We start from the raw sequence: 25,533 nt of genomic DNA, 5'->3' as shown, positions 1-25,533 counted from the left end.
CAGTTTCATGATAAAGGGGCTGGCGAAGGGTGTCAAGTAAGTTTTTTCGTCTCTATAGCTACTTGGATAGGTTATTTGGACAATAGAGAATTTTACAAAAATCTATTTTTAACTTACACTGCAATTTTAAACCTACAACTTATGTACAACAGGCTTATAGTCAAATCTTTTTCAGTATTATGCATCTGTTTACTTGCTTTATACATAACACTGCCAAATTTCTTTGATAATAAGCTTTTTATTTCGAAAAAAAGAATAAACTTAGGCCTTGACCTGAAAGGAGGGGCATCTTTGCTTCTAAACATAGACTTAGACTTCTATTTTAAGGAAAAGCTAGGCATGCTTGCTGATGAGATAAGAGAGACATTGCTAACAAAAAATATTGTATCTAACGTACAAAATAGCGTTGTAAATTTAAGTAATGCTGATGACTATAAGAAAGCATCTGTGTTGATTAATGCAATAAATCCAAATTTAGAGCTAAATAGAAGAGATTCTTCAATTCTCATTTCGTATAAATCCCATTATAAAAATTCTTTGATCAGTGAAGTAGTTGCAGAATCAATAAACAATGTCCAGCGCCGTTTGGACAAACTTGGCACAAAGGAAGTCAGCGTTCAAAAACAAGGGCAGAATAAAATATTAGTGCAGGTGCCTGGAGTAGAAGACACCGAACAGATAAAATCTCTGCTTGGCAAAACTGCTAAGCTAGCTTTTCATTTGGCAAACACTAACATAGCCAAGGTGCAGGATATAGATTATGAAACTACTGTCATGCTCAAGGATTCTTTAGGTAATTCTTATCCAATATTCCGCAAAACTGAAATAGGTGGTGATGCACTGATTAATGCATCAGTTAGATTTGGTCACTTAGGTAAACCAACAGTGCATTTTAAATTTGACAGCATAGCGAGTAAAAGATTCGCGAAAATCACTAAAGAAAATGTGGGAAAACCTTTTGCAATTGTTCTGGATAACACAGTTTTAACAGTACCTACAATACGTGAGCCAATTTTAAATGGAGAGGGAGAAATTAGCGGTAATTTTACTGAAAAACAAGCAAGCGAACTTGCAATACTTTTAAAATCTGGAGCACTGCCAGCGCCACTTAAAATAATTGAAGAAAAAAACATTGGCCCAAGCCTTGGAGAAGAATCAATAAAGGCAGGGGAAATGGCAGCAACAATCTCTATTATAGCCGTGGCTTTATTTATAATTATCACTTACGGCAAATTAGGTGTATTGGCCTCTATTGCGCTTTTTTCTAATGTAATTCTTATATTATCAATTCTCACTCTGCTTGAAGCAACTCTAACTTTACCTGGAATTGCCGGTATTGCACTCACTGTCGGTATGGCGGTGGATGCAAATGTTTTAATATTTGAGCGAATTCGTGAGGAAATCAAATCTGGCAAGAGAGTGGAACGTGCTATTGAAGAAGGGTTTAAAAACGCTATAAAGACAATACTGGATTCAAATATCACTACATTAATTGCTGCAGGAATAATGTTCATTATTGGCAGCGGAGCAATTAGAGGCTTTTCTGTCACTTTATCAATAGGAATTTTATGTTCGATGTTTTCTGCAATCACAGTCACAAAACTCCTGATAGAGTTGTGTATGAACCCGAAGGAACTAGTGCTTTGTTAGTCAACCACCTTCATTCCCACAACGTTATATCCTGAATCGACGTGCAAAATTTCTCCAGTAGTGCCACTACTTAAGTCGCTTAATAAGTATAACGCTGCCTTGCCAACATCCTCTATTGTAACATTGCGTCTAAGCGGAGAATTATTTCTATTCCATTCTGATATGAAGTGAAAATCGCTTATTCCAGAAGATGCTAAAGTTCTGATTGGACCAGCGGAAATTGCATTTACTCTGATATTTTGTGGCCCGAGATCACATGCTATATATTTTACACTTGCTTCAAGTGCTGCTTTACATAAACCCATAACGTTATAATTTGGCATAACTTTTTCAGCGCCATAATAAGATAAAGTAAGTAAACTACCACCACCTGACATCATTTTTTCAGCCCTTTGCGCTAAAGCAGTAAAAGAATAGCACGATATATGCATTGCATTGAGGAAGTTATTCAGTGAAGTATTGACATATTTACCATCTAACTCATTTTTATCGGAGAATGCTATTGCATGCACCAAAAAGTCAAGAGTACCCCATTTTTTCTCTATTATTTCAAAAGCGTTATCTATGATTTTTTCATTTGAAACGTCACAGTGTAATATTAGCTCCACATTTAATTCATCTGCTATTGGTAATAATTTTTCTTTTATTATTTCGTTCTGGTAGGTGATTGCAAGTTCTGCTCCGTGCTCTGAGAGAGTTTTTGCTATACCGCATGCTATCGATCTCTTATTTATTATTCCGGTTATTAATCCCTTTTTGCCTTGTAATAGATTTGTTGTCATAGAACTATCTGTTTTTTTTATAATTTGGAATATTAACTAGGCAAAGTCAAGATATCACTATGTTTTAAAACATTCTTTGCAGTATAGCTTAATGCATAAAGGTAGAGACAAAGGTGTAGAGATATGGTAGAGTAGAAAAAACCAAAAGAGAGGTAATAGATGGCATCACCATATCAATATGAGCTAAGGGAAAGAGTGATTTCAGCAGTGGAATCTGGAATGGCAGTAGTAAAAACGCGAATTCTGGATTAAAGGAGAATAGAAAAGGCAAGAAAACAGGGTAAACTCAGCAGTTATAAAAAAACAGATGAGGTTAACCATGGAAGATATAACAAACTGTTTTGTTTGGTCGATGATTTTTGCAGAGATATAGAGAAAAATTTTGCAGGTAAACTACTGCCAAATGGTAAAAAACCCACAAGAACAACGGAAATTGAGCACTCCGAAATCATGACAATAATCCTGCTATATCAACAATCTCCGTGTAAAAATTTCAAAACTTTCTATCTACATTACCTAACGTTGCTCTACAAATCAGAGTTTCCAAAGTTGCCTTCATATACCAGGTTTGTTGCTCTAAAGCCTAGGGTTTTGTGGCATTTAGCAATGTTGTTGCATTGGCTTTGTGGACAGTCAGAAAACACTGGAATTTCATATATAGACACAACTCCCATTGCAGTTTGTCATGCAAAAAGAATATCCAAAAACAAAGTTTTTGCTGGAATTGCAAAATTAAGCAAGAGTACTTACGGCTGGTTTTTTGGTTTCAAATTACATATGGTAATCAATGAAAATGGTGAAATTCATTCACTTACGCTAACAAAAGGCAATGTTGATGATAGGATACCTGTGCCAAATCTGACGGAAAAATTAACCGGCCTTTTGTTTGGTGACAAAGGTTATATTGCAAAAGAGCTTTTTCAGAAGCTGTTTGACCGAGGTTTGAAACTTGTTACCAAGGTGAAAAAAGGTATGAAAAATGCATTGATTTCGCTAAATGAGAAGATTTTACTGAGAAAAAGGTCTATCATTGAGACTGTTTTTGGTTACCTAAAAAATAGACTAGAAATTGAACACACTCGCCATAGATCCCCTGTTAATTTTTTGGTTCATATCTTTTCTACTCTCATTTCCTATTCCATCAAATCCAAAAAGCCTTCTATTTCCTATACTTTCTTCCTTCCTTAATCCAGAATTCGCGTATATAGGATGACAGAAATTGTTTGTATTAGCTATATTCAAAAGCTCTATTGATATTTTGCAATATTTGTGATAAAATAATAGCTTAAGGTTGAGAGTAAAAATTTATGAGTGAAGCTCAAGGTCCAAATATTGCAGAATGGCAAGCGCAGCAGCAACACCAAGAAGCCGCTGGTGAGAAAAGTGGTTTTGGTCTTGGTCATAGTGACTCTGTTTCAACAGTTGTCGATGGAATGAAGTGGTTGTTCAACTTTCATGAAGGGGCGATTGCTGCTTATAATAATGTGTTTGAAAGTTTGGTAAGTGGCAGTAGTTTAGTAACACTGCTTGGAAAATCAGGTAATATGTTTGGCATAAAATTTCTTGAAAGCCTTGCAGAATATTTTTCAGGTGGAGGTGGAGAAGATATGCCATCAGAAGGAATGGATATGGCTCATGGTGATGATGGACCTCACTCAGATGATTACCCTCATGCCAATAATGAAATGGCTCATAATGCTGATGGTTTGCAAGACATGCATGATGCAGGTGACCACCATGGTCAATCTTTTTCGCCTGGTCCTTCACCGTCTGTTGGCGATGATCACGGGCATGAACTTGGTTAAACGCTTAAAAACTGCTGAATAGTATGCAAGAAGGCCTAATAAGAAAAGTTGCTATTGTTATGAGTTTGTCTTAGTGAAAAAGGTTTCAGTTTTAGGATCAACAGGAAGCATTGGAAAAAAGACTGTAGATTTGCTCTCAAAGAGAAAAGAAGAATACCAAGTGGAAGCACTAAGTGCCCATTCAGACTTTGCTCTACTGGCACACCAAGCAAAACTGTTGAATGCAAAATACGTTGCTATCTCCGATGAAAGGTTTTACAAAGATTTAAAAGAAAGTCTACTTGGTACAGATGCAAAAATAGCAATTGGCGCTACAAACATTGCTACCATACCTGTTGATCTCTCAGTTGTTGCAATAGTTGGCATTGCAGGCCTTAAGCCAGTCATGGAGGTTATAGAAAGCGGTACCAAAGTCATTGCATTGGCAAACAAAGAAAGCATTGTTTGCGGTGGAAAGTTATTACTCAAAAAAGCTAAAGAAAAAAACGTACAAATAATCCCTATCGACTCTGAACACAACGCAATTTTTCAAGTTTTGCAAAATGACGATAAATGCGTAGAAAAGATCATACTTACTGCTTCTGGTGGACCATTCTTAAATTATAGTCTTGAGCAATTAAGAAATGTCATGGTAGATAAGGCGCTTAGTCACCCCACTTGGAATATGGGAAAGAAAATCTCGGTTGATAGCGCAACAATGATGAATAAGGCACTAGAGATAATAGAAGCACATAACTTGTTTAATATCAGCCCGAATAAAATTGAAGCAGTAGTGCATCCTGAGTCAATAGTACATGGAATCGTAGTTTATAAGGATGGTTTCAACTTTGCTGTGCTTGCAGAGACTGACATGGCAATTCCTATTTCATATGCTCTATCTTGGCCAGAAAGATCAGCTTTAAATTATAAACTAGACCTAACAAAGCAAGGAAAATTGACCTTTCAAGAGCCAGACCATAAGCATTTCCCTGCGCTAAAGCTTAGCATGGCAGTGTTAAACTCTTCTGCTCCACAAACAAACAGTATTGTGCTCAATGCTGCAAATGAAATAGCTGTTAATGAATTTTTGAAGTCACGAATCGGCTTTTTAAAAATAGTAGAGGTAGTGGAATCAACAATGGAAAGTTTTGATAGTTATACTGATATTAATTCACTATCTGATATAATAAATATTGATTGTGAAAGTCGTATTATTGCTAATAAAATTGTTGAAAGTAAAGTTGTTGCGTATAGCTAGAGGTTATCTAAGGAGAGAAAGTCACCCTTCTCCCCCATAAACGCGAATTCTGGATTAAGGAAGGAAGAAAGTATAGGAAATAGAAGGCTTTTTGGATTTGATGGAATAGGAAATGAGAGTAGAAAAGATATGAACCAAAAAATTAACAGGGGATCTATGGCGAGTGTGTTCAATTTCTAGTCTATTTTTTAGGTAACCAAAAACAGTCTCAATGATAGACCTTTTTCTCAGTAAAATCTTCTCATTTAGCGAAATCAATGCATTTTTCATACCTTTTTTCACCTTGGTAACAAGTTTCAAACCTCGGTCAAACAGCTTCTGAAAAAGCTCTTTTGCAATATAACCTTTGTCACCAAACAAAAGGCCGGTTAATTTTTCCGTCAGATTTGGCACAGGTATCCTATCATCAACATTGCCTTTTGTTAGCGTAAGTGAATGAATTTCACCATTTTCATTGATTACCATATGTAATTTGAAACCAAAAAACCAGCCGTAAGTACTCTTGCTTAATTTTGCAATTCCAGCAAAAACTTTGTTTTTGGATATTCTTTTTGCATGACAAACTGCAATGGGAGTTGTGTCTATATATGAAATTCCAGTGTTTTCTGACTGTCCACAAAGCCAATGCAACAACATTGCTAAATGCCACAAAACCCTAGGCTTTAGAGCAACAAACCTGGTATATGAAGGCAACTTTGGAAACTCTGATTTGTAGAGCAACGTTAGGTAATGTAGATAGAAAGTTTTGAAATTTTTACACGGAGATTGTTGATATAGCAGGATTATTGTCATGATTTCGGAGTGCTCAATTTCCGTTGTTCTTGTGGGTTTTTTACCATTTGGCAGTAGTTTACCTGCAAAATTTTTCTCTATATCTCTGCAAAAATCATCGACCAAACAAAACAGTTTGTTATATCTTCCATGGTTAACCTCATCTGTTTTTTTATAACTGCTGAGTTTACCCTGTTTTCTTGCCTTTTCTATTCTCCTTTAATCCAGAATTCGCGTAGATAGGCTTTTGTTCTCATGAAAATTATGTTCTCATGGGTAAATTAATGTTATCCTTTTTTGTTGATCTAAAGTTTTTTATGTTCATACACTTACGTGTTCATAGTGTTTATTCGCTGCTTGAAAGCTCGGTTAAAATTGAGGAGCTGATCGGCCTTTGTTTGCGAAATAAAATGCCAGCGGTTGCAATTACTGATTCAGGTAACTTGTTTGGCTCGCTCGAGTTTTCAGAATATGCAGCAAGTAGGGGAATACAGCTAATAATAGGATGCAATATTATAGTTAAACATTCAGAACAAAATTTACCTATATTATTGCTTGCAAAAAATGAGCAAGGGTACACTAATTTAGTCACTTTGGTGAGTGAGTATTTTAGAAAGCGCAAGAATAACAGCGATATTCCTTACGTTGATTTTGATGAGCTATTGAATTTAAGTACGGGTCTGATCGCTTTAACCGGTGGATGTTTAGCTCAACTATTGTTGGGGCAAGATAAAGAAACGGTTGAAAAACTGCTTTCAGCATTCAATGGTCATTTATATGTTGAATTGCAGCGTCATGGATTGAATAAAGAGCTAGAGCTTGAAGAAGCTTTGATAGACTTTGCTTATCAGCGCAATATACCACTGGTTGCAACGAACGATGTGTTTTTTCCAAATAGGTCTGACTATGAAGCTTATGACATATTAACGTGCATATCGGAGGGGAGTTATGCCCTGGAGAATAACAGAAAGAAGTTAACTACCGAGCATTACTTCAAATCTGTGGCAGAAATGGAGGAGCTGTTTAGCGACATTCCCGAAGCAATTCATAACACTTTAGTGATAGCTAAGCGGTGCTCTTACATGCCAAGAAGCAGGCAGCCTATCTTGCCTAAATTTCCTTGTCGAGAAAATAAAACTGAGAATGAAGAACTGAGGGAGCAGGCAGTTGCAGGATTGAAGCTGCGTATTGCAAAATCCTCTTCTGTCACCAGAACACCCTCCACTGTCATCCCAGTACTTGATACTGGGATCCAGAGAGATTCCAGTGTCACGCGCTGGAATGACACCAAACCAGATGATGACACACAACATGATATCGATTTCAAGCAATACTACGACAGGTTAGATTATGAACTAAGTGTAATCACTTCAATGAACTATGCTGGTTACTTTCTAATAGTTTCTGACTTTATCCGCTGGAGCAAAGCAAATGGCATTCCAGTTGGTCCAGGAAGAGGCTCTGGTGCTGGATCAATTGTTGCTTGGAGCTTACAGATTACAGACCTTGATCCAATAAAGTTTGGCCTAATATTTGAAAGATTTTTAAATCCCGATCGTGTATCAATGCCTGACTTTGATATCGATTTCTGCCAAGAGAAAAGAGACCTGGTTATTGATTATGTTCAGAAAAAATACGGTTATGTTGCTCAAATAATCACTTTTGGTAAATTGCAGGCAAGGGCAGTATTACGTGATGTTGGTAGAGTATTACAAATGCCTTACTCTCAAGTGGATAAAATATCTAAAATGGTTCCATTTAATCCAGTAAATCCTGTAACTTTATCACAAGCGATAGAGTTTGATCAAAACCTGCAGAAAGAACGGGATAGTGATGAGGTAATTGCAAAGCTTCTTGATATATCTCTTAAGCTTGAAGGAATATATCGTCACGTTTCAACTCATGCTGCTGGAATTGTAATATGCGATCAAAAATTAGAAAATTTTGTTCCCGTGTATTATGATCCAAATTCGGCTCTGCCAATCACTCAATACAGCATGAAATATGTGGAGAAAGCTGGGCTAATAAAATTTGATTTTCTTGGACTTGGTACGCTAACGCTAATAGATCATGTGTGTCGTTTAATTAATCGTGATGAAAAAAAGATCGATATTTCTTCAGTTTCTTTGAATGATCAAAAAACCTATGAGATGCTCTCTAGCGGTGATTCAATTGGAGTGTTCCAGCTTGAAAGTTCGGGAATGAGAGAAGCTTTAATCAAGTTAAAACCAGACTGCATCGAGGACATCATCGCTTTAATCTCTCTTTATCGTCCAGGACCTATGGATAACATTCCAACTTATGCTGCAAGAAAACATGGACTTGAAAAGCCAGATTATATTCATCCATTACTTGAGGGAATATTAAAAGAAACGTTTGGGGTAATAATCTACCAAGAACAGGTGATGGAAATAGCGCGTATTCTCTCTGGATATAGTCTCGCAGAAGCAGATTTGTTAAGACGTGCCATGGGTAAGAAAATCAAGGAAGAGATGGATAAACAACGTACACTTTTCGTCCAAGGGGCAACGAAGAATGGCGTTGATTATGACAGGGCAAGTTATATCTTTGACCTTGTTGCAAAATTTGCTGGTTATGGATTTAATAAATCTCACGCAGCTGCATATGCGGTTATATCTTATCAAACAGCTTACCTTAAAGCTAATTATCCATTAGAATTTTTTACAGCACTAATGAATCTGAATATTGATGATAGAGATAAACTGAATTTATTTTATCATGCAGCAAAGTTTAGTGGCGTTACCGTTCTTCCACCTGATATAAACAAATCTAAAGCTGAATTCTCAATAGAGAACGAACGCATACGTTATGGTATTGCTGCCTTGAGGAATGTTGGTTTTTCTATAGCGGAGGGAATAGTGAACGTACGTTCAAGCGCTTGTAAGGACATATGGGAATTCATTCAAAATTCAGGTCATATAATAAATAAGAGAGCGCTAGAAAGCCTGATTAAATCCGGAGCATTCGATAGCGTGCATAAGAACAGAAAGCAGCTATATGAGTCAATGGACACACTGATTTACTTTGCAAATAAAAACAAACAGGATAGAGAATCAAGTCAAGCTGCTTTGTTTGGTAGTCTTGATGTCCTCAAACCGAAATTTGAGAATGTGGAAGATTTTGATGAAGAGGAAAAATTAGAGCATGAGTTATTTTCACTAGGATTTTATTTAACTAATCATCCACTTGAAAAATTTAGAACTCTTCTGGAAAAGTTAAATATTGGGTTTATCGGAGAAAATAGAACAGCAAAAACTGCTGGGGTAATATTAAATGCACGTATGAGAACCTCAGAGCGTGGAAGGTTTGTTATACTCACACTTTCTGATCCCCATAACGTTTCTGAAATAGCATTCTATAATAATGAAATAATAGAAGAAAAAAGAGATTTATTTTCACCAGGAACATTTGTGATAATTGATCTTGAAGCTTCGGAAAATACGACAAGATTAGCAGGCAAGGATATATCTGAGTTTACAAAAAGAATCACTTCTACAATAAAAGAATTAGTTCTCACCACTGAGTGCACGGATTTGCAAAAAGCCGCTATGGAATTAAACACAATATTGAAAGATGAAGGCAGAACCAAAATAATGCTAAAACTTCTTCTCGAAAAACATAAAGTGAGCATCTTATTACCAGGTGCATACTCAATTGCTCCTCAAATTGTTTATGAAATATCTAACTTAAGCTGGATTAAAGGCGTAGAAATTAATACAAATAACTTGCTTATATAAAAAAGCTTTATATAATGAAATATTTAATCGGTATTAAAGGAAGATATAGTGAATCTTTATGAATTTATTTTTATAGCACAACAAAGATTATTACAGCAAGAAGTAGAGGAGATGGTACAAGAGCTAGCTGTTTCATTGAAGAATATTAAAGCAGATGTTATTTTCCAGAAGATTAAGAGTCTTATGGAAAGGCAAAATAGCACGCTTACAAAACAAGAGTTAGAAACGCGTGCTGAAAACATTAAAGAAGGTCTAGTTGCTTACTCTGATTTCTTGGAAGATCTTACAAAAATTTTATGGATTGAATTGGAAAAAGATCTTTCAAATTTGAAAGAAGTGAAGTCAAAAATCGATAAAGAGTTGAAAGATGACCTAAAAGATTTAGGAATAACGCAAGATTTTATAAAATTTCTAGGAGGCAGTGAGCAAATTACTAAAAGTGCGTTTATCCATAATGCAGTAAATGCTTTGAAGAGAAATATTTCAGAACATCTAATAAAGATTTTTCAAGATATTTTGAAAGATTTTAGAATAAACGGTCCAACTCAATCGAGCAAAGCATTGGAAATGCTTTTGGAAAACATTGAAGCATCAGGATTAATTAAGTATGAACATTGGGGTCTTTTGGATTTTGCATATCCAATAAATAAGATGAAGAGCGGTCATTATTGTATAATGTGTATAAGTTCTACTGCAAGCATTCTGGATGAATTTGTGCGTAGAATGAAACTTAATGAGAACGTTATTCGCCACTTGTCTGTGCAGGTTGATAAATTTTTTGAAGGTAAATCTTATATGATGAATAAACAAATTGAGGAGCAAAACGCATAATGATGAAAAGACGAAATAGTTTTAATAATTCTTACGTATCTGTAAATAATAGGACTGGCTTTAGGCGTTCTAAAGTTTGCCCTCTTGCTGCGTCTAAAGATGAAGACATAGATTATAAGAATACAGATTTATTATCCAAGTTTACTTCTGACTATGGTAGGATATTACCTAGAAGATTAACAGGCGTATGTGCAAAAAAACAAAGGAAGTTACGCTTAGCGGTCATAAGGGCACGTTTTTTGGCTCTTGTTCCTTACTGTACTAAAAAAGTTTAGGTAATTTATGTTGATAATTTTAAAGGAAAATATAAGGACTTTAGGTAAGCTTGGTGAAGTTGTAAAAGTTAAACCAGGTTATGCACGTAATTTTCTTTTTCCACAAAGAAAAGCGGTGAAAGCTACCAAGGAAAATTTAACAAAGCTAGAGGAGCAACGTTTATTACTGGAAGAAGAGAATATAAAAAGATTAAATGTAGCAAAAGAGCTTGTATTGTCACTACAGGATAAGTTTGTGGTATTGACAAAGCAAGCTTCAGAGGATGGTAAAATTTTTGGTTCTGTAACAACACGTGAAATTGCGAAAGTTTTACTACAAGAAGGACGTGCGATAGATCATCGTAGTTTATCTTTTGGTGGAATAAGCATCAAAAACTTGGGTGAATACCAAGTAAACGTAGAATTACATAGTGAAGTAGTAGTACCAATTACTATATACGTCGTGAAATCCGAAACAGATGCAAATGAGCTAAGGCAAGTAAAATTGCAAAATCAGAAGTCTGAGCAACAAGAAGATGAAGCAGTTGAGCAAGAAGATACAAATAACGAATAGCAGTGAATAAAATATGTCAACTGTTCCTGTCATTCCAGTGCCTTTTTTTTCTGTCATCCCAGTCCTTGACACTGGGATCTAGCATGTTCAAAGATAAGACGGGGTCATCTAATGATTCCACGCTATAGCTGTAAAGAGATGTCTGAGATTTGGGAAGAAAGCAACAAGTTTAATATATGTCTCAAAATAGAAAAATTAGCGTGCGAAGCTCAAGCAAAGCTAGGAATTGTCCCTAAGGATATTGCTCAGAAGCTCTCTGATGCTATTGAATTTGATATTGAACGTATCAACGAAATTGAATCCATTGTAAAACACGATGTTATAGCTTTTCTGACGTATGTTGCTGAAAAAGCGGGAATTGATGTTCGTTATCTTCATTATGGAATGACAAGTTCTGATGTTTTGGATACATGCCTTGCGGTGCAGTTGAAAGAGTCATGTGATATTTTACTCGAGAATTTAAAAAATATACTTGCAGTATTGAAAAAAAAAGCTGAGGACTATAAAGATATTGTTTGTGTTGGGCGTAGTCATGGAATGCATGCAGAACCAACAACTCTTGGATTAAAATTTGCTAGATTTTATGCTGAATTTAAACGCAATTATCAGAGATTAATTAGCGCGCAAAAAGAGATCTCAATTTGTAAAATATCAGGTGCAGTAGGTAATTTTGCAAATGTTGATCCGTTTGTTGAAGAGTATGTAGCGAAAGAAATGGGACTCATACCTGAAACCATATCGTCTCAAGTCATTCCTCGTGATAGACATGCCATGTTCTTTTCAGTTTTGGGAGTGATTGCAAGCTCAATAGAAAATATTGCAATTGAAATTCGTCATTTGCAAAGAACTGAAATCGGCGAAATTTCTGAGCATTTTTCCACTGGGCAGAAGGGAAGCTCTGCTATGCCACACAAATGTAATCCTATTTTAAGTGAAAATCTGACTGGACTCTCACGTTTAATACGCAGTTATGTTTTTCCTGCGTTAGAAAATGTTGCATTGTGGCACGAACGTGATATATCACACTCATCTGTGGAAAGATGCATTGCTCCTGATGCCTGTATAACAATGGATTTTGCTTTAGTGCGATTAACAGATTTGATAGATAAATTGGTGATCAATGAGGAAAACATTGAGAAGAACTTAAATTCTTCAAAAGGTTTAGTTTTCTCACAGCGTGTATTGCTTGAGTTAGTAAATAGTGGTTTGGCGAGGGAAGAGGCGTATAAAATTGTTCAGAGCAATGCAATGAAAGTGAAACAAAACAACAGTGATTTTCTGGCCGAATTGAAACAAGATAAATCCTTACTTGAAGTTATTAACTCTGAAAAACTTGAATCTTTGTTTGATTTGAAATATTATACAAAGCATGTAGGTCACATATATAGCAAGGTTTTCAATTAGGCTGAGTAGCTCAGTTGGTAGAGCAGGAGGATCATAATCTCTTGGTCGGGGGTTCGAGTCCCTCCTCAGCCACTCGAACTAGACTATGTTTAAAAAGCAGTGCACTGAGTGGAATAGTGTGACTCAGTGTCAGCTACTTGGAGTGAGTTGTGTATCCACTCAGGTGAGGAAACAATGGATAGAAGATTGTGAAAAGGTTTAGCTTTTGGCCTATGATCCCTTTAAATGACAGAATGTCACTACAAAACTTAACTTTCTTCTATGCAGTTAGCCAGGTCAAGAAAGGTGAATCTATCTCTTGTTACAAACGCAAGATCGACCACTTTACAATATTGTTCTTTATTCCAACTGAGGTGCTCTGGTAAGTGTGGAATTGATAGATCTTCAAATATTTTTTGCAGGTGTTTTGCAGGTAGTAAATTTTGCTTAATTAAACTGGAAATATTATGCCATTCTTTACAAATAATCTCTTGGATTTTTTGCTGCAGAATTTGCTTCTGTTCTAGAATTTTTACAAATTCGATATTATCAAAGCACTGAGTTATATGTTTTACATCTAAAGTGGTCGGTTTGATAATCGGGTTTTGTATTGATAATATCTTTTCCTGCAAATTAGCCATGGTAATCGTCGTAACAGCAATTTTTTCGCCATGTAGTGAGGAATGATCTCTTGTTACCATTTCCATTGCGTGAGCTATCATATGCTCTCCTTGGCTTGCAGAATAGCTGCCTTTTGATATTACCATTCCAAGTCCTGAAATTAATAGAACTTCCATAAGTAATAGGACCACTTTTCTACTTCTTTTAGTAAGCGCCGTATACTCTCTTAGCAAAATTTGCTCCAAATCGCGAACAAGTGTAAAAGGTAATTCATTGTATTCTGTGCCAAGCAACAAATGAGATAGTAGCCAGTCAGCCTGAACTGTTGAACGGCAAATGAAATCTGCAAATCCGCTTAATGTGAGGCGCAGTGGTGCATTGGTAAGTATGTCTATATCTATATATATCGCTCTTGGAAGATGTGCTTTGAACGATTTTTTATATCCATTTACTAATATTGAAGCATTTGCGGATGTATATCCATTCATAGAAGCGGCTGTTGGGAAGGATATATAATCTTTTTTCTCGAGGTAGCTTGCATATTTGCAGATATCGTTAACGGTGCCGCTACCAAATGCAACTATTAAGTCACTGTCTTTTACTTTGTTTCTCACTAGATTTACGGTTTCAAGAGAGGCAGCTCTGCTTGGTGTCATTTCTCTACCTGATGTCATCCCAGCGCGTGACACTGGAATGGCAGGTGGGGTTGGAATAATTAAATGAGAAATTTTATTAAATACGTTTTTGTTTAAAAGTTTTGCTGTATTTTCATCTGCAACTAGAAAGACGTCATTTCCGTGTCGTGTGCATATTTCATAGATATCATCAGCAAGGTAGTAATCTGTTATTATTTCCCTTAGAAAAGTTTGTTCGGTTTGATGTAATATTTGTTTTAAATAGTGCATAGAGTGTTTACAATATAGCAGTATAAACGCGAATTCTGGATTAAGGAAGGAAGAAAGTATAGGAAATAGAAGGCTTTTTGGATTTGATGGAATAGGAAATGAGAGTAGAAAAGATATGAACCAAAAAATTAACAGGGGATCTATGGCGAGTGTGTTCAATTTCTAGTCTATTTTTTAGGTAACCAAAAACAGTCTCAATGATAGACCTTTTTCTCAGTAAAATCTTCTCATTTAGCGAAATCAATGCATTTTTCATACCTTTTTTCACCTTGGTAACAAGTTTCAAACCTCGGTCAAACAGCTTCTGAAAAAGCTCTTTTGCAATATAACCTTTGTCACCAAACAAAAGGCCGGTTAATTTTTCCGTCAGATTTGGCACAGGTATCCTATCATCAACATTGCCTTTTGTTAGCGTAAGTGCATGAATTTCACCATTTTCATTGATTACCATATGTAATTTGAAACCAAAAACCAGCCGTAAGTACTCTTGCTTAATTTTGCAATTCCAGCAAAAACTTTGTTTTTGGATATTCTTTTTGCATGACAAACTGCAATGGGAGTTGTGTCTATATATGAAATTCCAGTGTTTTCTGACTGTCCACAAAGCCAATGCAACAACATTGCTAAATGCCACAAAACCCTAGGCTTTAGAGCAACAAACCTGGTATATGAAGGCAACTTTGGAAACTCTGATTTGTAGAGCAACGTTAGGTAATGTAGATAGAAAGTTTTGAAATTTTTACACGGAGATTGTTGATATAGCAGGATTATTGTCATGATTTCGGAGTGCTCAATTTCCGTTGTTCTTGTGGGTTTTTTACCATTTGGCAGTAGTTTACCTGCAAAATTTTTCTCTATATCTCTGCAAAAATCATCGACCAAACAAAACAGTTTGTTATATCTTCCATGGTTAACCTCATCTGTTTTTTTATAACTGCTGAGTTTACCCTGTTTTCTTGCCTTTTCTATTCTCCTTTAATCCAGAATTCGCGTCTTAAGCAGTGATGGTTTACGACAAATTTATGTAATGATTTCAAATTTATCCATACCAATATCAGTGAATTTGTTGAGCAAATAGCACTTAATTAGTAATTCTTTTTCACGATTTACTTCAGATTTATTCCTAAAGCTAAATCCAAATACTTGCTTCAACCTTGAGAAAAATCCTTCTATGTAAGATCTCTTTCCATAAATTGCTTCCTTTTTCCACTCTTTTACACCATCTTGTCCATATAATTTTATTAACCTAATAGCAGCATTTCTGTCAGACATATAATCTATTTTTGAATGTTCTGCTGCATCCTTTTTTGGTAGAACTTTTGTCTTTATATCGTATTTCTTACACAATTTATAAAGTTTGTGCCTATCGTATGCCCTATCTGCATATAATGCTTTTATTTTGTGCTGAAAATTAACTTCTTCAAGCAAATCGCAAGCTCCATAGTGGTCAGAGTAGAAGCCATTACTGTATCTTGCAGCTATAGCTTTTTTACTATTTACACTTAACATAACATGTAACTTTCTTACTTGCTCGTAGCTTCGGTACTTTCTATCTGCACTGTTTTCCTTACTGTGGCCAGGAGTGTTACTGTAAATGCTGATACTTGTGCTATCTATGATAATTTCAATATTTTCCATGTTGCTTTTATCAACCCTGCAATCATTTATCTTAATATTAAGTTTTTTAAACCTTCTTGATGCTTGTGAATAGCTGATAACTGCCAAATTTTTTCCTATTTGTTGCAGATATCCTTTTATAAACCCCACCGTTTGTCTTAAACCAATTCTAAAAAGATTGACAATTATATGCACCAAAATTACGACTTTATCACTGTAAATATAGTTGCCGCCCTGCATTTTTGGACTATTTTCATACCAATTTTCGATAGCTTCATCGATGTAACGAAAAATATTTCCCCTTTTTTCAAGGAATTTGTTATATTCGTTTTGGTTACTGACTTTCATTTTCTGTGGCATATTTTTTCTTCAACAGTTAAATGGTTATTTATAATGAATTTTGTCAGTAGCCACCAGATTTTTTCGGTTGCTATGCAACAAAGCCATCCAGAATTCGCGTTATAAGTATTTTAAGATTGACATGAAAATTGACCCTGTAGAGCTAACTAAGAAATTGATCTCTTTTGAGAGTATAACACCAAGGGACGGCGGGGCAATAGAGTATATAGCAACAATCTTCAAGAAGAGCGGCTTTGATTGTGAAATTTTAGAATTTGGTGATAAAGTTAAAAATCTTTATGCGAAATATATAAATGGAGTACCAAATTTGTGCTTTGCTGGGCATGTTGATGTTGTGCCACCAGGTCAATTAAAAGATTGGGCATTTGGTCCATTTAATCCAGAAGTGAGGGATGGTATATTATATGGAAGAGGGGCGGCTGATATGAAAAGCGGAGTAGCTGCGTTTATTGCTGCTATGGTAAATTTGATTGCAGAGAAGTTTCAGTTCAATGGTTCAATAAGTGCATTGATTACCAGTGCTGAAGAAAGCACGGAAGAATATGGAACAAAGGCAGTTTTGGAATGGATGAAAAGTAAGCAAAAAAAGGTGGATTTCTCTGTGGTTGCTGAACCAACCAGTAGTGAGAAATTAGGTGATACCATAAAAATAGGCAGAAGAGGTTCTGTAACATTTGAATTAATTTGCCATGGAAAACAAGGGCACGTTGCCTATCCAGACCTAGCAGATAATCCAATATATAAGGTAATATCGATATTGAGTAAGGTAAAAAATACTACTTTTGATCGTGGTAATAAATATTTTCAGCCTTCACATTGCGAAGTTACTACTATCGATGTTGGAAATAATACTAGCAATCTAATACCTGGTTCAGCAACTACACGTTTTAACATTCGATATAACAATGAACAAACACCTGGTGACCTATATAAGCTGATTGATGAAATATGCTCTAGTGTAACTAACGATTATAAGCTTTCTATGCATAGCAGCAGGGACGTTTTCCTCTCTACTCCCGATAGGAATACTAATATTATGCTTGATGCAATAAATAAAGTTACCAGTATTGATGCTGCGCTGAGCACAAGTGGTGGCACATCTGACGCTGCGTTTATCAAAGATGTTTGTCCAGTGATTGAATTTGGTATAATCAACAAAACCGCACATCAGATAAACGAATGCGTATTAGTAGACGATATACACAAGTTAACAGCTATATATAAGGAATTTATAGAAAATTATTTCAATCCCACTAATAAAATAGTGAATCAGGTCAACGTAGTTAGTAATATATCTAGTGGTCCATTGTTAGCTTAGCTCTCTTGCATAACTGTTGTTTGAGTAACAACTAGTATCATTCCAGGTTAGAATCCAAAAACCATGAGAGCTATAAAAACTTGCTTGACACCCTTCGCCAGCCCCCTTATCATGAAACTGAAGCTATTGTATTTGCTTTCGCCAATCTGCAGATTAAAAGGTAAGGATTACTTAATGTATCGGCGTCTTATGTTTAATTTTTTGCAGTATATAGATACTGTATGTCTTTACAAAACTTCATCTACATCTAGATTTTTATCTAAATAAGCTGAACGCGCTTATAAAGCGTTACAAGACATCAAAAAATGCCAATACTCGACAGAGATAGTAAAAGACTAGCTAACTCGGGGATTCTTTGTCTTTTTTTCTGCTTGGTAAATTTCTTAAACATTTGCAGCGTAAGTTAGTTGCAATTAAAAGCAGCTAAATCTTGCTTGTCAAGCGTTTAAAACGCGAATTCTGGATTAAGGAAGGAAGAAAGTATAGGAAATAGAAGGCTTTTTGGATTTGATGGAATAGGAAATGAGAGTAGAAAAGATATGAACCAAAAAATTAACAGGGGATCTATGGCGAGTGTGTTCAATTTCTAGTCTATTTTTTAGGTAACCAAAAACAGTCTCAATGATAGACCTTTTTCTCAGTAAAATCTTCTCATTTAGCGAAATCAATGCATTTTTCATACCTTTTTTCACCTTGGTAACAAGTTTCAAACCTCGGTCAAACAGCTTCTGAAAAAGCTCTTTTGCAATATAACCTTTGTCACCAAACAAAAGGCCGGTTAATTTTTCCGTCAGATTTGGCACAGGTATCCTATCATCAACATTGCCTTTTGTTAGCGTAAGTGAATGAATTTCACCATTTTCATTGATTACCATATGTAATTTGAAACCAAAAAACCAGCCGTAAGTACTCTTGCTTAATTTTGCAATTCCAGCAAAAACTTTGTTTTTGGATATTCTTTTTGCATGACAAACTGCAATGGGAGTTGTGTCTATATATGAAATTCCAGTGTTTTCTGACTGTCCACAAAGCCAATGCAACAACATTGCTAAATGCCACAAAACCCTAGGCTTTAGAGCAACAAACCTGGTATATGAAGGCAACTTTGGAAACTCTGATTTGTAGAGCAACGTTAGGTAATGTAGATAGAAAGTTTTGAAATTTTTACACGGAGATTGTTGATATAGCAGGATTATTGTCATGATTTCGGAGTGCTCAATTTCCGTTGTTCTTGTGGGTTTTTTACCATTTGGCAGTAGTTTACCTGCAAAATTTTTCTCTATATCTCTGCAAAAATCATCGACCAAACAAAACAGTTTGTTATATCTTCCATGGTTAACCTCATCTATTAATCCAGAATTCGCGTTCATAGGGACACTGGGATGATAGGGGAGGGAGGCTACTTGGATGACACCATTCTTTTTCCTGGATCCAAGTAGTCAGGGCACTGGGATGACAGGCTAGCCTGACAACCGTCATCCCGCTACTTGTTAGCGGGATCTATGCTAAGATACCGCGAATGAATCGCGGTATGACGGTTCGCGGTGGTATTACGTAGAGCTTGCGTTAGCTATACTTTTATACTCACCAACTCAGCTGGATCCCAGTGTCTGGGCACTGGGATGACAAAAAAAGGAGGGCACTTGGATGATGGGAGAAGGAGCTACTTGGATGACATCGTTTACTATTACAATGTTCGTACAGTTCTGGATAAAAAAATTAGCTAACAAATTTATAAACATCAGTATACAACTCATCAACGCTTGGTTCTTTACTATTTTTGGCAAAATCTTCCGACTTTTTTACTAAATCACGTACTTCCTTATCAATTACTTTACATTCTTCTTCTGAAGCAATTTTATTATCTATCATGTATTTCTTTAAAGTGCCTATAGGGTCATGATTTTGCTTCATATCTTCAACTTCTTCTTTTAAGCGATAAGTAGCAGGATCTGACATCGAATGGCCGCGATATCGATATGTCTTCATTTCAAGCAGGATAGGCCCTTTTCCGCTGCGTGTGTGTTCCGCTGCTTCGCTTGTAGCCGCATAAACAGAGAAAAAATCCATTCCATCAACTTGTTTTCCAGAAATACCAAAACTTTCTCCTCTTTTATATAACTCTGTTACTAAAGTTGATCTTTGCACAGAAGTTCCCATTGCGTATTCGTTATTTTCTATGATGTAAACCACAGGCAACTTCCACAAAGCTGCCATATTAAATGATTCATATACTTGTCCTTGATTTGCAGCACCGTCACCAAAATACGTGAATACCACGTTATCTTTTTTCTTATATTTATTAGCAAATGCTATTCCTGTGCCAATTGGAACTTGTGCTCCCACTATTCCATGTCCACCGAAGAATTTTTTTTCAACGTCAAATACGTGCATCGAACCACCTTTACCTTTCGAGCATCCTGTTTCTTTGCCAGTGAGTTCTGCCATTACAACATTTGGATCAGAATCACATGCGAGCATTAAGCCATGGTCTCTATAACTTGTGATAAAAGCGTCACCTAATTTTGATGCAGCTTGAGTTCCAACTGCAACTGCTTCCTGTCCTATTGATAGGTGACAGAACCCGCCTATTAATCCCATCCCATATAATTGTCCTGCTTTTTCCTCAAATCTGCGTATGAGTAGCATTTTCCTGTAGAATCCAATTATCTGTTCTTTAGTGAAATTTTCTGCTTTCATATCGATTTCTTTTTCATTAAACTAAAATAATATCAGAAATTTTTAACATTTTGTAATAAATCTCAATGGATTACTACCACTGGCTTGAAGCTTTTCACATTATCTCCGTCATTATGTGGATGGCAGGTATGCTTTATTTACCCAGGCTTTATGTCTACCACGCAACTGTAAAACCGGGATCGGAAAATGATAGCTTGCTTCAAACAATGGAAAAGAGGCTACTTAGATATATCATAAACCCTGCAATGCTTTTCTCACTTGGTTTGGGAATGACATTAATGATTATAAGAGAAGCATATCGCGAAGGGTGGTTCCATGTGAAAGCACTAGCATTATTTTTTATGTTTGCTATTCATGGACTGCTTGCAAAATACAGAAAAGATTTTGCAATGGGTTCAAATGAAAAAAAACACGTTTATTTTCGTGTTTTAAATGAAGCAGTTACAGTATTGATAATAGTTATAGTTATTATGGTTGTTGTAAAACCTTTTTGACTGAACTTACCCAAAAAAAGCAGAAAGCTCGTATCTGTTCAGATGCATGGCTAATGTACAATACTGAAATAAAAATTCCAGTGCTCCCTTTCTTGTCATCCCAGTGCGTGACACTGGGATGGCTTTGTTGCATAGCACCTTAAGCAGTGATGGTTTACGACAAATTTATGTAATGATTTCAAATTTAGCCATACCAATATCAGTGAATTTGTTGAGCAAATAGCACTTAATTAGTAATTCTTTTTCACGATTTACTTCAGATTTATTCCTAAAGCTAAATCCAAATACTTGCTTCAACCTTGAGAAAAATCCTTCTATGTAAGATCTCTTTCCATAAATTGCTTTCTTTTTCCACTCTTTTACACCATCTTGTCCATATAATTTTATTAACCTAATAGCAGCATTTCTGTCAGACATATAATCTATTTTTGAATGTTCTGCTGCATCCTTTTTTGGTAGAACTTTTGTCTTTATATCGTATTTCTTACACAATTTATAAAGTTTGTGCCTATCGTATGCCCTATCTGCATATAATGCTTTTATTTTGTGCTGAAAATTAACTTCTTCAAACGCGAATTCTGGATTAAAGGAGAATAGAAAAGGCAAGAAAACAGGGTAAACTCAGCAGTTATAAAAAAACAGATGAGGTTAACCATGGAAGATATAACAAACTGTTTTGTTTGGTCGATGATTTTTGCAGAGATATAGAGAAAAATTTTGCAGGTAAACTACTGCCAAATGGTAAAAAACCCACAAGAACAACGGAAATTGAGCACTCCGAAATCATGACAATAATCCTGCTATATCAACAATCTCCGTGTAAAAATTTCAAAACTTTCTATCTACATTACCTAACGTTGCTCTACAAATCAGAGTTTCCAAAGTTGCCTTCATATACCAGGTTTGTTGCTCTAAAGCCTAGGGTTTTGTGGCATTTAGCAATGTTGTTGCATTGGCTTTGTGGACAGTCAGAAAACACTGGAATTTCATATATAGACACAACTCCCATTGCAGTTTGTCATGCAAAAAGAATATCCAAAACAAAGTTTTTGCTGGAATTGCAAAATTAAGCAAGAGTACTTACGGCTGGTTTTTTGGTTTCAAATTACATATGGTAATCAATGAAAATGGTGAAATTCATTCACTTACGCTAACAAAAGGCAATGTTGATGATAGGATACCTGTGCCAAATCTGACGGAAAAATTAACCGGCCTTTTGTTTGGTGACAAAGGTTATATTGCAAAAGAGCTTTTTCAGAAGCTGTTTGACCGAGGTTTGAAACTTGTTACCAAGGTGAAAAAAGGTATGAAAAATGCATTGATTTCGCTAAATGAGAAGATTTTACTGAGAAAAAGGTCTATCATTGAGACTGTTTTTGGTTACCTAAAAAATAGACTAGAAATTGAACACACTCGCCATAGATCCCCTGTTAATTTTTTGGTTCATATCTTTTCTACTCTCATTTCCTATTCCATCAAATCCAAAAAGCCTTCTATTTCCTATACTTTCTTCCTTCCTTAATCCAGAATTCGCGTTTCAAGCAAATCGCAAGCTCCATAGTGGTCAGAGTAGAAGCCATTACTGTATCTTGCAGCTATAGCTTTTTTACTATTTACACTTAACATAACATGTAACTTTCTTACTTGCTCGTAGCTTCGGTACTTTCTATCTGCACTGTTTTCCTTACTGTGGCCAGGAGTGTTACTGTAAATGCTGATACTTGTGCTATCTATGATAATTTCAATATTTTCCATGTTGCTTTTATCAACCCTGCAATCATTTATCTTAATATTAAGTTTTTTAAACCTTCTTGATGCTTGTGAATAGCTGATAACTGCCAAATTTTTTCCTATTTGTTGCAGATATCCTTTTATAAACCCCACCGTTTGTCTTAAACCAATTCTAAAAAGATTGACAATTATATGCACCAAAATTACGACTTTATCACTGTAAATATAGTTGCCGCCCTGCATTTTTGGACTATTTTCATACCAATTTTCGATAGCTTCATCGATGTAACGAAAAATATTTCCCCTTTTTTCAAGGAATTTGTTATATTCGTTTTGGTTACTGACTTTCATTTTCTGTGGCATATTTTTTCTTCAACAGTTAAATGGTTATTTATAATGAATTTTGTCAGTAGCCACCAGATTTTTTCGGTTGCTATGCAACAAAGCCATTCCAGCGTCACGCGCTGGAATGACATCATCATCGATATCTTCAATGACAATGTTCACATATAAAATAACATACTAAAAAGATTATGAAACACAAGTCCGAGTTTTTAAATTTTATCCAAGAAAGAGGGTACCTATACCAATGTACAAACATTGAAGGGTTAGATCAGCTATTATACGAAAATAATCATATAGTCGCATACATTGGGTTTGATTGCACAGCACCAAGTCTTCATATTGGTCATCTAATGCATATTATGATGTTCCGCCACCTGCAAAAATTTGGTTACAAGTCGATAGTTTTACTTGGAGGTGGCACAACGAAAATCGGCGACCCATCCGGTAAGGATAAAGCAAGAAGCTTCTTATCTATCAAGGATATTAGCGAAAATATATCTAGTATAAAGAAAACATTGGAGAAAATGATATCTTTCGATGATGGAAAGACTGGTGCAGTTATAGTAAATAACGCAGACTGGCTGGATAGTATAAAATACATAGATTTTTTGCGTGATATAGGAGCTTATTTTTCTGTAAATCGTATGCTAAGTTTTGATAGTGTGAAAACCAGGCTAGATAGAGAGCAAACCTTAAGCTTTCTGGAATTCAATTACATGCTATTGCAAGCTTACGACTTTACTGAATTAAACAAAAAATATGATTGTCGTCTGCAGATTGGAGGGTCAGACCAGTGGGGAAATATAGTAAACGGAATTGAGCTTGGAAAAAAGTTGAATTTACCTGAGCTGTTTGGCCTTACTACGCCTCTTTTATTAAATGCACAAGGAAAAAAAATGGGCAAAACTGAAAGTGGAGCAATATGGCTCGATGGCGATATGCTAAAACCTTACGACTACTGGCAATATTTTCGCAACGTTGATGATCAAGATGTTGGACGTTTTTTAAGATTGCTCACTGATGTGCCAATTGATGAGATTAGAAAACTAGAATCTTTAAAGGATCAAGAAATAAATGAAGCAAAAAAGGTCTTGGCAACAGAAGTGACAAAAATATGTCATGGTGACAAAGAAGCGGCACTCGCACGATCTGCTGCAGTCTCTGCTTTTGAGAATGAAGATAGCTCACTACTTCCTGATTACATCATAAAAAAAGAACAAGTTGCAAGCGGCATATCCTTAGTAAACCTACTGCGTGACACCGGTTTGGAATTTTCAAAATGCGCAGCAAAGCGTTTAATACAGGGCAATGGATGCAAAGTTAATGATAATATTATAAACAACGTTAATTATATAATAAATTCCGAGAGCTTCAAAGGTCGGTCATTTATAAAACTGTCTGCAGGAAAGAAACGCCATATAAAAGTCGTGGTGGGTTAATAAATTTTTATGGAAGAAAGGATATATTAGAAAATTGAGGGCTTTATATATGAAATAAGGAGGCAAAAATGAGACTGTATTATAAACGCGAATTCTGGATTAAGGAAGGAAGAAAGTATAGGAAATAGAAGGCTTTTTGGATTTGATGGAATAGGAAATGAGAGTAGAAAAGATATGAACCAAAAAATTAACAGGGGATCTATGGCGAGTGTGTTCAATTTCTAGTCTATTTTTTAGGTAACCAAAAACAGTCTCAATGATAGACCTTTTTCTCAGTAAAATCTTCTCATTTAGCGAAATCAATGCATTTTTCATACCTTTTTTCACCTTGGTAACAAGTTTCAAACCTCGGTCAAACAGCTTCTGAAAAAGCTCTTTTGCAATATAACCTTTGTCACCAAACAAAAGGCCGGTTAATTTTTCCGTCAGATTTGGCACAGGTATCCTATCATCAACATTGCCTTTTGTTAGCGTAAGTGAATGAATTTCACCATTTTCATTGATTACCATATGTAATTTGAAACCAAAAAACCAGCCGTAAGTACTCTTGCTTAATTTTGCAATTCCAGCAAAAACTTTGTTTTTGGATATTCTTTTTGCATGACAAACTGCAATGGGAGTTGTGTCTATATATGAAATTCCAGTGTTTTCTGACTGTCCACAAAGCCAATGCAACAACATTGCTAAATGCCACAAAACCCTAGGCTTTAGAGCAACAAACCTGGTATATGAAGGCAACTTTGGAAACTCTGATTTGTAGAGCAACGTTAGGTAATGTAGATAGAAAGTTTTGAAATTTTTACACGGAGATTGTTGATATAGCAGGATTATTGTCATGATTTCGGAGTGCTCAATTTCCGTTGTTCTTGTGGGTTTTTTACCATTTGGCAGTAGTTTACCTGCAAAATTTTTCTCTATATCTCTGCAAAAATCATCGACCAAACAAAACAGTTTGTTA

The 25,533-nt window shown here is 35.6% G+C and carries 21 protein-coding genes, 1 tRNA gene and 2 pseudogenes; 14 read left to right on the top strand and 10 right to left on the bottom strand.

The window, feature by feature from the left end; genetic code table 11:
* The first annotated feature begins 141 nt into the window (after nucleotides 1–141).
* Nucleotides 142–1,650, top strand: coding sequence for a protein translocase subunit SecD (secD, locus tag AAGD95_RS01270; RefSeq protein WP_341818876.1), 1,509 nt, complete (start codon nucleotides 142–144; stop codon nucleotides 1,648–1,650).
* On the opposite strand, the gene AAGD95_RS01265 is transcribed toward secD, so the two are convergent.
* Entirely contained in the window at nucleotides 1,647–2,432 is a 786-nt protein-coding gene (locus AAGD95_RS01265; protein ID WP_341818626.1) for an enoyl-ACP reductase, read from the bottom strand. The genes secD and AAGD95_RS01265 overlap by 4 nt on opposite strands.
* A gap of 336 nt (nucleotides 2,433–2,768) precedes the next feature.
* Between AAGD95_RS01265 and AAGD95_RS01260 the strand changes: the two genes are divergently transcribed.
* The 3 genes from AAGD95_RS01260 (at nucleotide 2,769) to dxr (ending at nucleotide 5,474) form a co-directional block, all read left to right on the top strand.
* Nucleotides 2,769–3,620, top strand: a complete 852-nt coding sequence (locus AAGD95_RS01260; protein WP_410542088.1) for an IS982 family transposase — start codon at nucleotides 2,769–2,771, stop codon at nucleotides 3,618–3,620.
* Between the two features lie 119 nt (nucleotides 3,621–3,739).
* Nucleotides 3,740–4,237, top strand: coding sequence for a hypothetical protein (locus AAGD95_RS01255; RefSeq protein WP_265026115.1), 498 nt, complete (start codon nucleotides 3,740–3,742; stop codon nucleotides 4,235–4,237).
* A gap of 73 nt (nucleotides 4,238–4,310) precedes the next feature.
* The gene (gene dxr / locus AAGD95_RS01250; protein WP_341818625.1) at nucleotides 4,311–5,474 is read left to right on the top strand and encodes a 1-deoxy-D-xylulose-5-phosphate reductoisomerase; all 1,164 of its coding nucleotides are present in this window, start codon (nucleotides 4,311–4,313) and stop codon (nucleotides 5,472–5,474) included.
* 54 nt (nucleotides 5,475–5,528) lie between these two features.
* Here dxr and AAGD95_RS01245 read toward each other — a convergent pair whose 3' ends face one another.
* Nucleotides 5,529–6,380 carry an IS982 family transposase gene (locus AAGD95_RS01245; RefSeq protein WP_410542088.1) on the bottom strand — a complete coding sequence of 284 codons (852 nt, stop codon included), beginning with the start codon at nucleotides 6,378–6,380 and terminating at the stop codon, nucleotides 5,529–5,531.
* A 182-nt stretch (nucleotides 6,381–6,562) separates the two neighbouring features.
* On the opposite strand from AAGD95_RS01245, the gene dnaE reads away from it, so the two are divergent.
* From dnaE to AAGD95_RS01215, 6 genes are all read left to right on the top strand, one after another.
* The gene (dnaE, locus tag AAGD95_RS01240) at nucleotides 6,563–10,003 is read left to right on the top strand and encodes a DNA polymerase III subunit alpha (protein WP_341818875.1); all 3,441 of its coding nucleotides are present in this window, start codon (nucleotides 6,563–6,565) and stop codon (nucleotides 10,001–10,003) included.
* Between the two features lie 48 nt (nucleotides 10,004–10,051).
* Nucleotides 10,052–10,834, top strand: coding sequence for a 30S ribosomal protein S6 (rpsF, locus tag AAGD95_RS01235; RefSeq protein ID WP_341818624.1), 783 nt, complete (start codon nucleotides 10,052–10,054; stop codon nucleotides 10,832–10,834).
* On the top strand, nucleotides 10,834–11,109 hold the full coding sequence (rpsR, locus tag AAGD95_RS01230; RefSeq protein WP_250294995.1) for a 30S ribosomal protein S18: 276 nt from the start codon (nucleotides 10,834–10,836) through the stop codon (nucleotides 11,107–11,109). The genes rpsF and rpsR overlap by 1 nt, the downstream gene beginning before the upstream one ends.
* A 7-nt stretch (nucleotides 11,110–11,116) precedes the next feature.
* Entirely contained in the window at nucleotides 11,117–11,662 is a 546-nt protein-coding gene (rplI, locus tag AAGD95_RS01225) for a 50S ribosomal protein L9 (protein ID WP_341818623.1), read from the top strand.
* A gap of 111 nt (nucleotides 11,663–11,773) precedes the next feature.
* Complete coding sequence (gene purB / locus AAGD95_RS01220; protein WP_341818622.1) at nucleotides 11,774–13,066, top strand: adenylosuccinate lyase; 1,293 nt, start codon at nucleotides 11,774–11,776, stop codon at nucleotides 13,064–13,066.
* Nucleotides 13,066–13,138, top strand: a tRNA-Met gene (locus AAGD95_RS01215). The genes purB and AAGD95_RS01215 overlap by 1 nt, the downstream gene beginning before the upstream one ends.
* A gap of 176 nt (nucleotides 13,139–13,314) precedes the next feature.
* Here AAGD95_RS01215 and AAGD95_RS01210 read toward each other — a convergent pair.
* From AAGD95_RS01210 to AAGD95_RS01200, 3 genes and pseudogenes are all read right to left on the bottom strand, one after another.
* Entirely contained in the window at nucleotides 13,315–14,571 is a 1,257-nt protein-coding gene (locus tag AAGD95_RS01210) for an iron-containing alcohol dehydrogenase (RefSeq protein WP_341818874.1), read from the bottom strand.
* A 40-nt stretch (nucleotides 14,572–14,611) separates the two neighbouring features.
* A pseudogene (locus tag AAGD95_RS01205) lies at nucleotides 14,612–15,462 on the bottom strand (IS982 family transposase).
* 129 nt (nucleotides 15,463–15,591) lie between these two features.
* Nucleotides 15,592–16,548, bottom strand: a complete 957-nt coding sequence (locus AAGD95_RS01200; protein WP_341818621.1) for an IS5 family transposase — start codon at nucleotides 16,546–16,548, stop codon at nucleotides 15,592–15,594.
* A gap of 121 nt (nucleotides 16,549–16,669) precedes the next feature.
* Here AAGD95_RS01200 and dapE point away from each other — a divergent pair, with 121 nt between their 5' ends.
* Complete coding sequence (gene dapE / locus AAGD95_RS01195; protein ID WP_341818620.1) at nucleotides 16,670–17,866, top strand: succinyl-diaminopimelate desuccinylase; 1,197 nt, start codon at nucleotides 16,670–16,672, stop codon at nucleotides 17,864–17,866.
* A gap of 464 nt (nucleotides 17,867–18,330) precedes the next feature.
* On the opposite strand, the gene AAGD95_RS01190 is transcribed toward dapE, so the two are convergent.
* Together AAGD95_RS01190 and pdhA are read right to left on the bottom strand one after the other, a co-directional pair.
* Nucleotides 18,331–19,236 carry an IS982 family transposase gene (locus tag AAGD95_RS01190; protein WP_341818619.1) on the bottom strand — a complete coding sequence of 302 codons (906 nt, stop codon included), beginning with the start codon at nucleotides 19,234–19,236 and terminating at the stop codon, nucleotides 18,331–18,333.
* Between the two features lie 349 nt (nucleotides 19,237–19,585).
* Nucleotides 19,586–20,566 (bottom strand): pyruvate dehydrogenase (acetyl-transferring) E1 component subunit alpha, encoded by a 981-nt coding sequence (pdhA, locus tag AAGD95_RS01185; protein WP_341818618.1) that lies wholly within the window; start codon nucleotides 20,564–20,566, stop codon nucleotides 19,586–19,588.
* Between the two features lie 65 nt (nucleotides 20,567–20,631).
* Between pdhA and hemJ the strand changes: the two genes are divergently transcribed.
* Nucleotides 20,632–21,060 (top strand): protoporphyrinogen oxidase HemJ, encoded by a 429-nt coding sequence (gene hemJ, locus AAGD95_RS01180; RefSeq protein WP_265026302.1) that lies wholly within the window; start codon nucleotides 20,632–20,634, stop codon nucleotides 21,058–21,060.
* Between the two features lie 165 nt (nucleotides 21,061–21,225).
* Here the strand turns inward: hemJ and AAGD95_RS01175 are convergent, their stop codons facing one another.
* Entirely contained in the window at nucleotides 21,226–21,552 is a 327-nt protein-coding gene (locus AAGD95_RS01175; RefSeq protein WP_341818873.1) for a transposase, read from the bottom strand.
* Nucleotides 21,553–21,731: 179 nt separating this feature from the next.
* Between AAGD95_RS01175 and AAGD95_RS01170 the strand changes: the two are divergent.
* Nucleotides 21,732–22,582, top strand: a pseudogene (locus AAGD95_RS01170) (IS982 family transposase).
* On the opposite strand, the gene AAGD95_RS01165 reads toward AAGD95_RS01170, so the two are convergent.
* On the bottom strand, nucleotides 22,579–23,154 hold the full coding sequence (locus AAGD95_RS01165; RefSeq protein ID WP_341818617.1) for a transposase: 576 nt from the start codon (nucleotides 23,152–23,154) through the stop codon (nucleotides 22,579–22,581). The pseudogene AAGD95_RS01170 and the gene AAGD95_RS01165 overlap by 4 nt on opposite strands.
* Nucleotides 23,155–23,324: 170 nt before the next feature.
* Between AAGD95_RS01165 and tyrS the strand changes: the two genes are divergently transcribed.
* Nucleotides 23,325–24,575: a tyrosine--tRNA ligase gene (tyrS, locus tag AAGD95_RS01160; protein ID WP_341818616.1), complete on the top strand. Its 1,251-nt coding sequence runs from the start codon at nucleotides 23,325–23,327 to the stop codon at nucleotides 24,573–24,575.
* A 99-nt stretch (nucleotides 24,576–24,674) separates the two neighbouring features.
* On the opposite strand, the gene AAGD95_RS01155 is transcribed toward tyrS, so the two are convergent.
* Nucleotides 24,675–25,526, bottom strand: a complete 852-nt coding sequence (locus AAGD95_RS01155) for an IS982 family transposase (protein ID WP_410542088.1) — start codon at nucleotides 25,524–25,526, stop codon at nucleotides 24,675–24,677.
* Between the last annotated feature and the right edge of the window lie 7 nt (nucleotides 25,527–25,533).

Source organism: Wolbachia endosymbiont (group B) of Ennomos erosarius (genome assembly GCF_964026905.1).
In the GTDB taxonomy this organism is placed as follows: Bacteria; Pseudomonadota; Alphaproteobacteria; order Rickettsiales; family Anaplasmataceae; genus Wolbachia.
The sequence above is the reverse complement of the archived record's forward strand: the minus strand, read 5'-3'. Positions and strand labels throughout refer to the sequence as shown.

Bases quoted from the DNA above. Each gene is read 5' to 3' on its own strand.
- secD (WP_341818876.1), top strand. From the start codon at position 142: ATGTACAACAGGCTTATAGTCAAATCTTTTTCAGTATTATGCATCTGT.
- AAGD95_RS01265 (WP_341818626.1), bottom strand. From the start codon at position 2,432: ATGACAACAAATCTATTACAAGGCAAAAAGGGATTAATAACCGGAATA.
- AAGD95_RS01255 (WP_265026115.1), top strand. From the start codon at position 3,740: ATGAGTGAAGCTCAAGGTCCAAATATTGCAGAATGGCAAGCGCAGCAG.
- dnaE (WP_341818875.1), top strand. From the start codon at position 6,563: ATGTTCATACACTTACGTGTTCATAGTGTTTATTCGCTGCTTGAAAGC.
- rpsR (WP_250294995.1), top strand. From the start codon at position 10,834: ATGATGAAAAGACGAAATAGTTTTAATAATTCTTACGTATCTGTAAAT.
- rplI (WP_341818623.1), top strand. From the start codon at position 11,117: ATGTTGATAATTTTAAAGGAAAATATAAGGACTTTAGGTAAGCTTGGT.
- purB (WP_341818622.1), top strand. From the start codon at position 11,774: ATGATTCCACGCTATAGCTGTAAAGAGATGTCTGAGATTTGGGAAGAA.
- AAGD95_RS01210 (WP_341818874.1), bottom strand. From the start codon at position 14,571: ATGCACTATTTAAAACAAATATTACATCAAACCGAACAAACTTTTCTA.
- AAGD95_RS01200 (WP_341818621.1), bottom strand. From the start codon at position 16,548: ATGCCACAGAAAATGAAAGTCAGTAACCAAAACGAATATAACAAATTC.
- dapE (WP_341818620.1), top strand. From the start codon at position 16,670: ATGAAAATTGACCCTGTAGAGCTAACTAAGAAATTGATCTCTTTTGAG.
- AAGD95_RS01190 (WP_341818619.1), bottom strand. From the start codon at position 19,236: ATGAACGCGAATTCTGGATTAATAGATGAGGTTAACCATGGAAGATAT.
- pdhA (WP_341818618.1), bottom strand. From the start codon at position 20,566: ATGAAAGCAGAAAATTTCACTAAAGAACAGATAATTGGATTCTACAGG.
- hemJ (WP_265026302.1), top strand. From the start codon at position 20,632: ATGGATTACTACCACTGGCTTGAAGCTTTTCACATTATCTCCGTCATT.
- AAGD95_RS01165 (WP_341818617.1), bottom strand. From the start codon at position 23,154: ATGCCACAGAAAATGAAAGTCAGTAACCAAAACGAATATAACAAATTC.
- tyrS (WP_341818616.1), top strand. From the start codon at position 23,325: ATGAAACACAAGTCCGAGTTTTTAAATTTTATCCAAGAAAGAGGGTAC.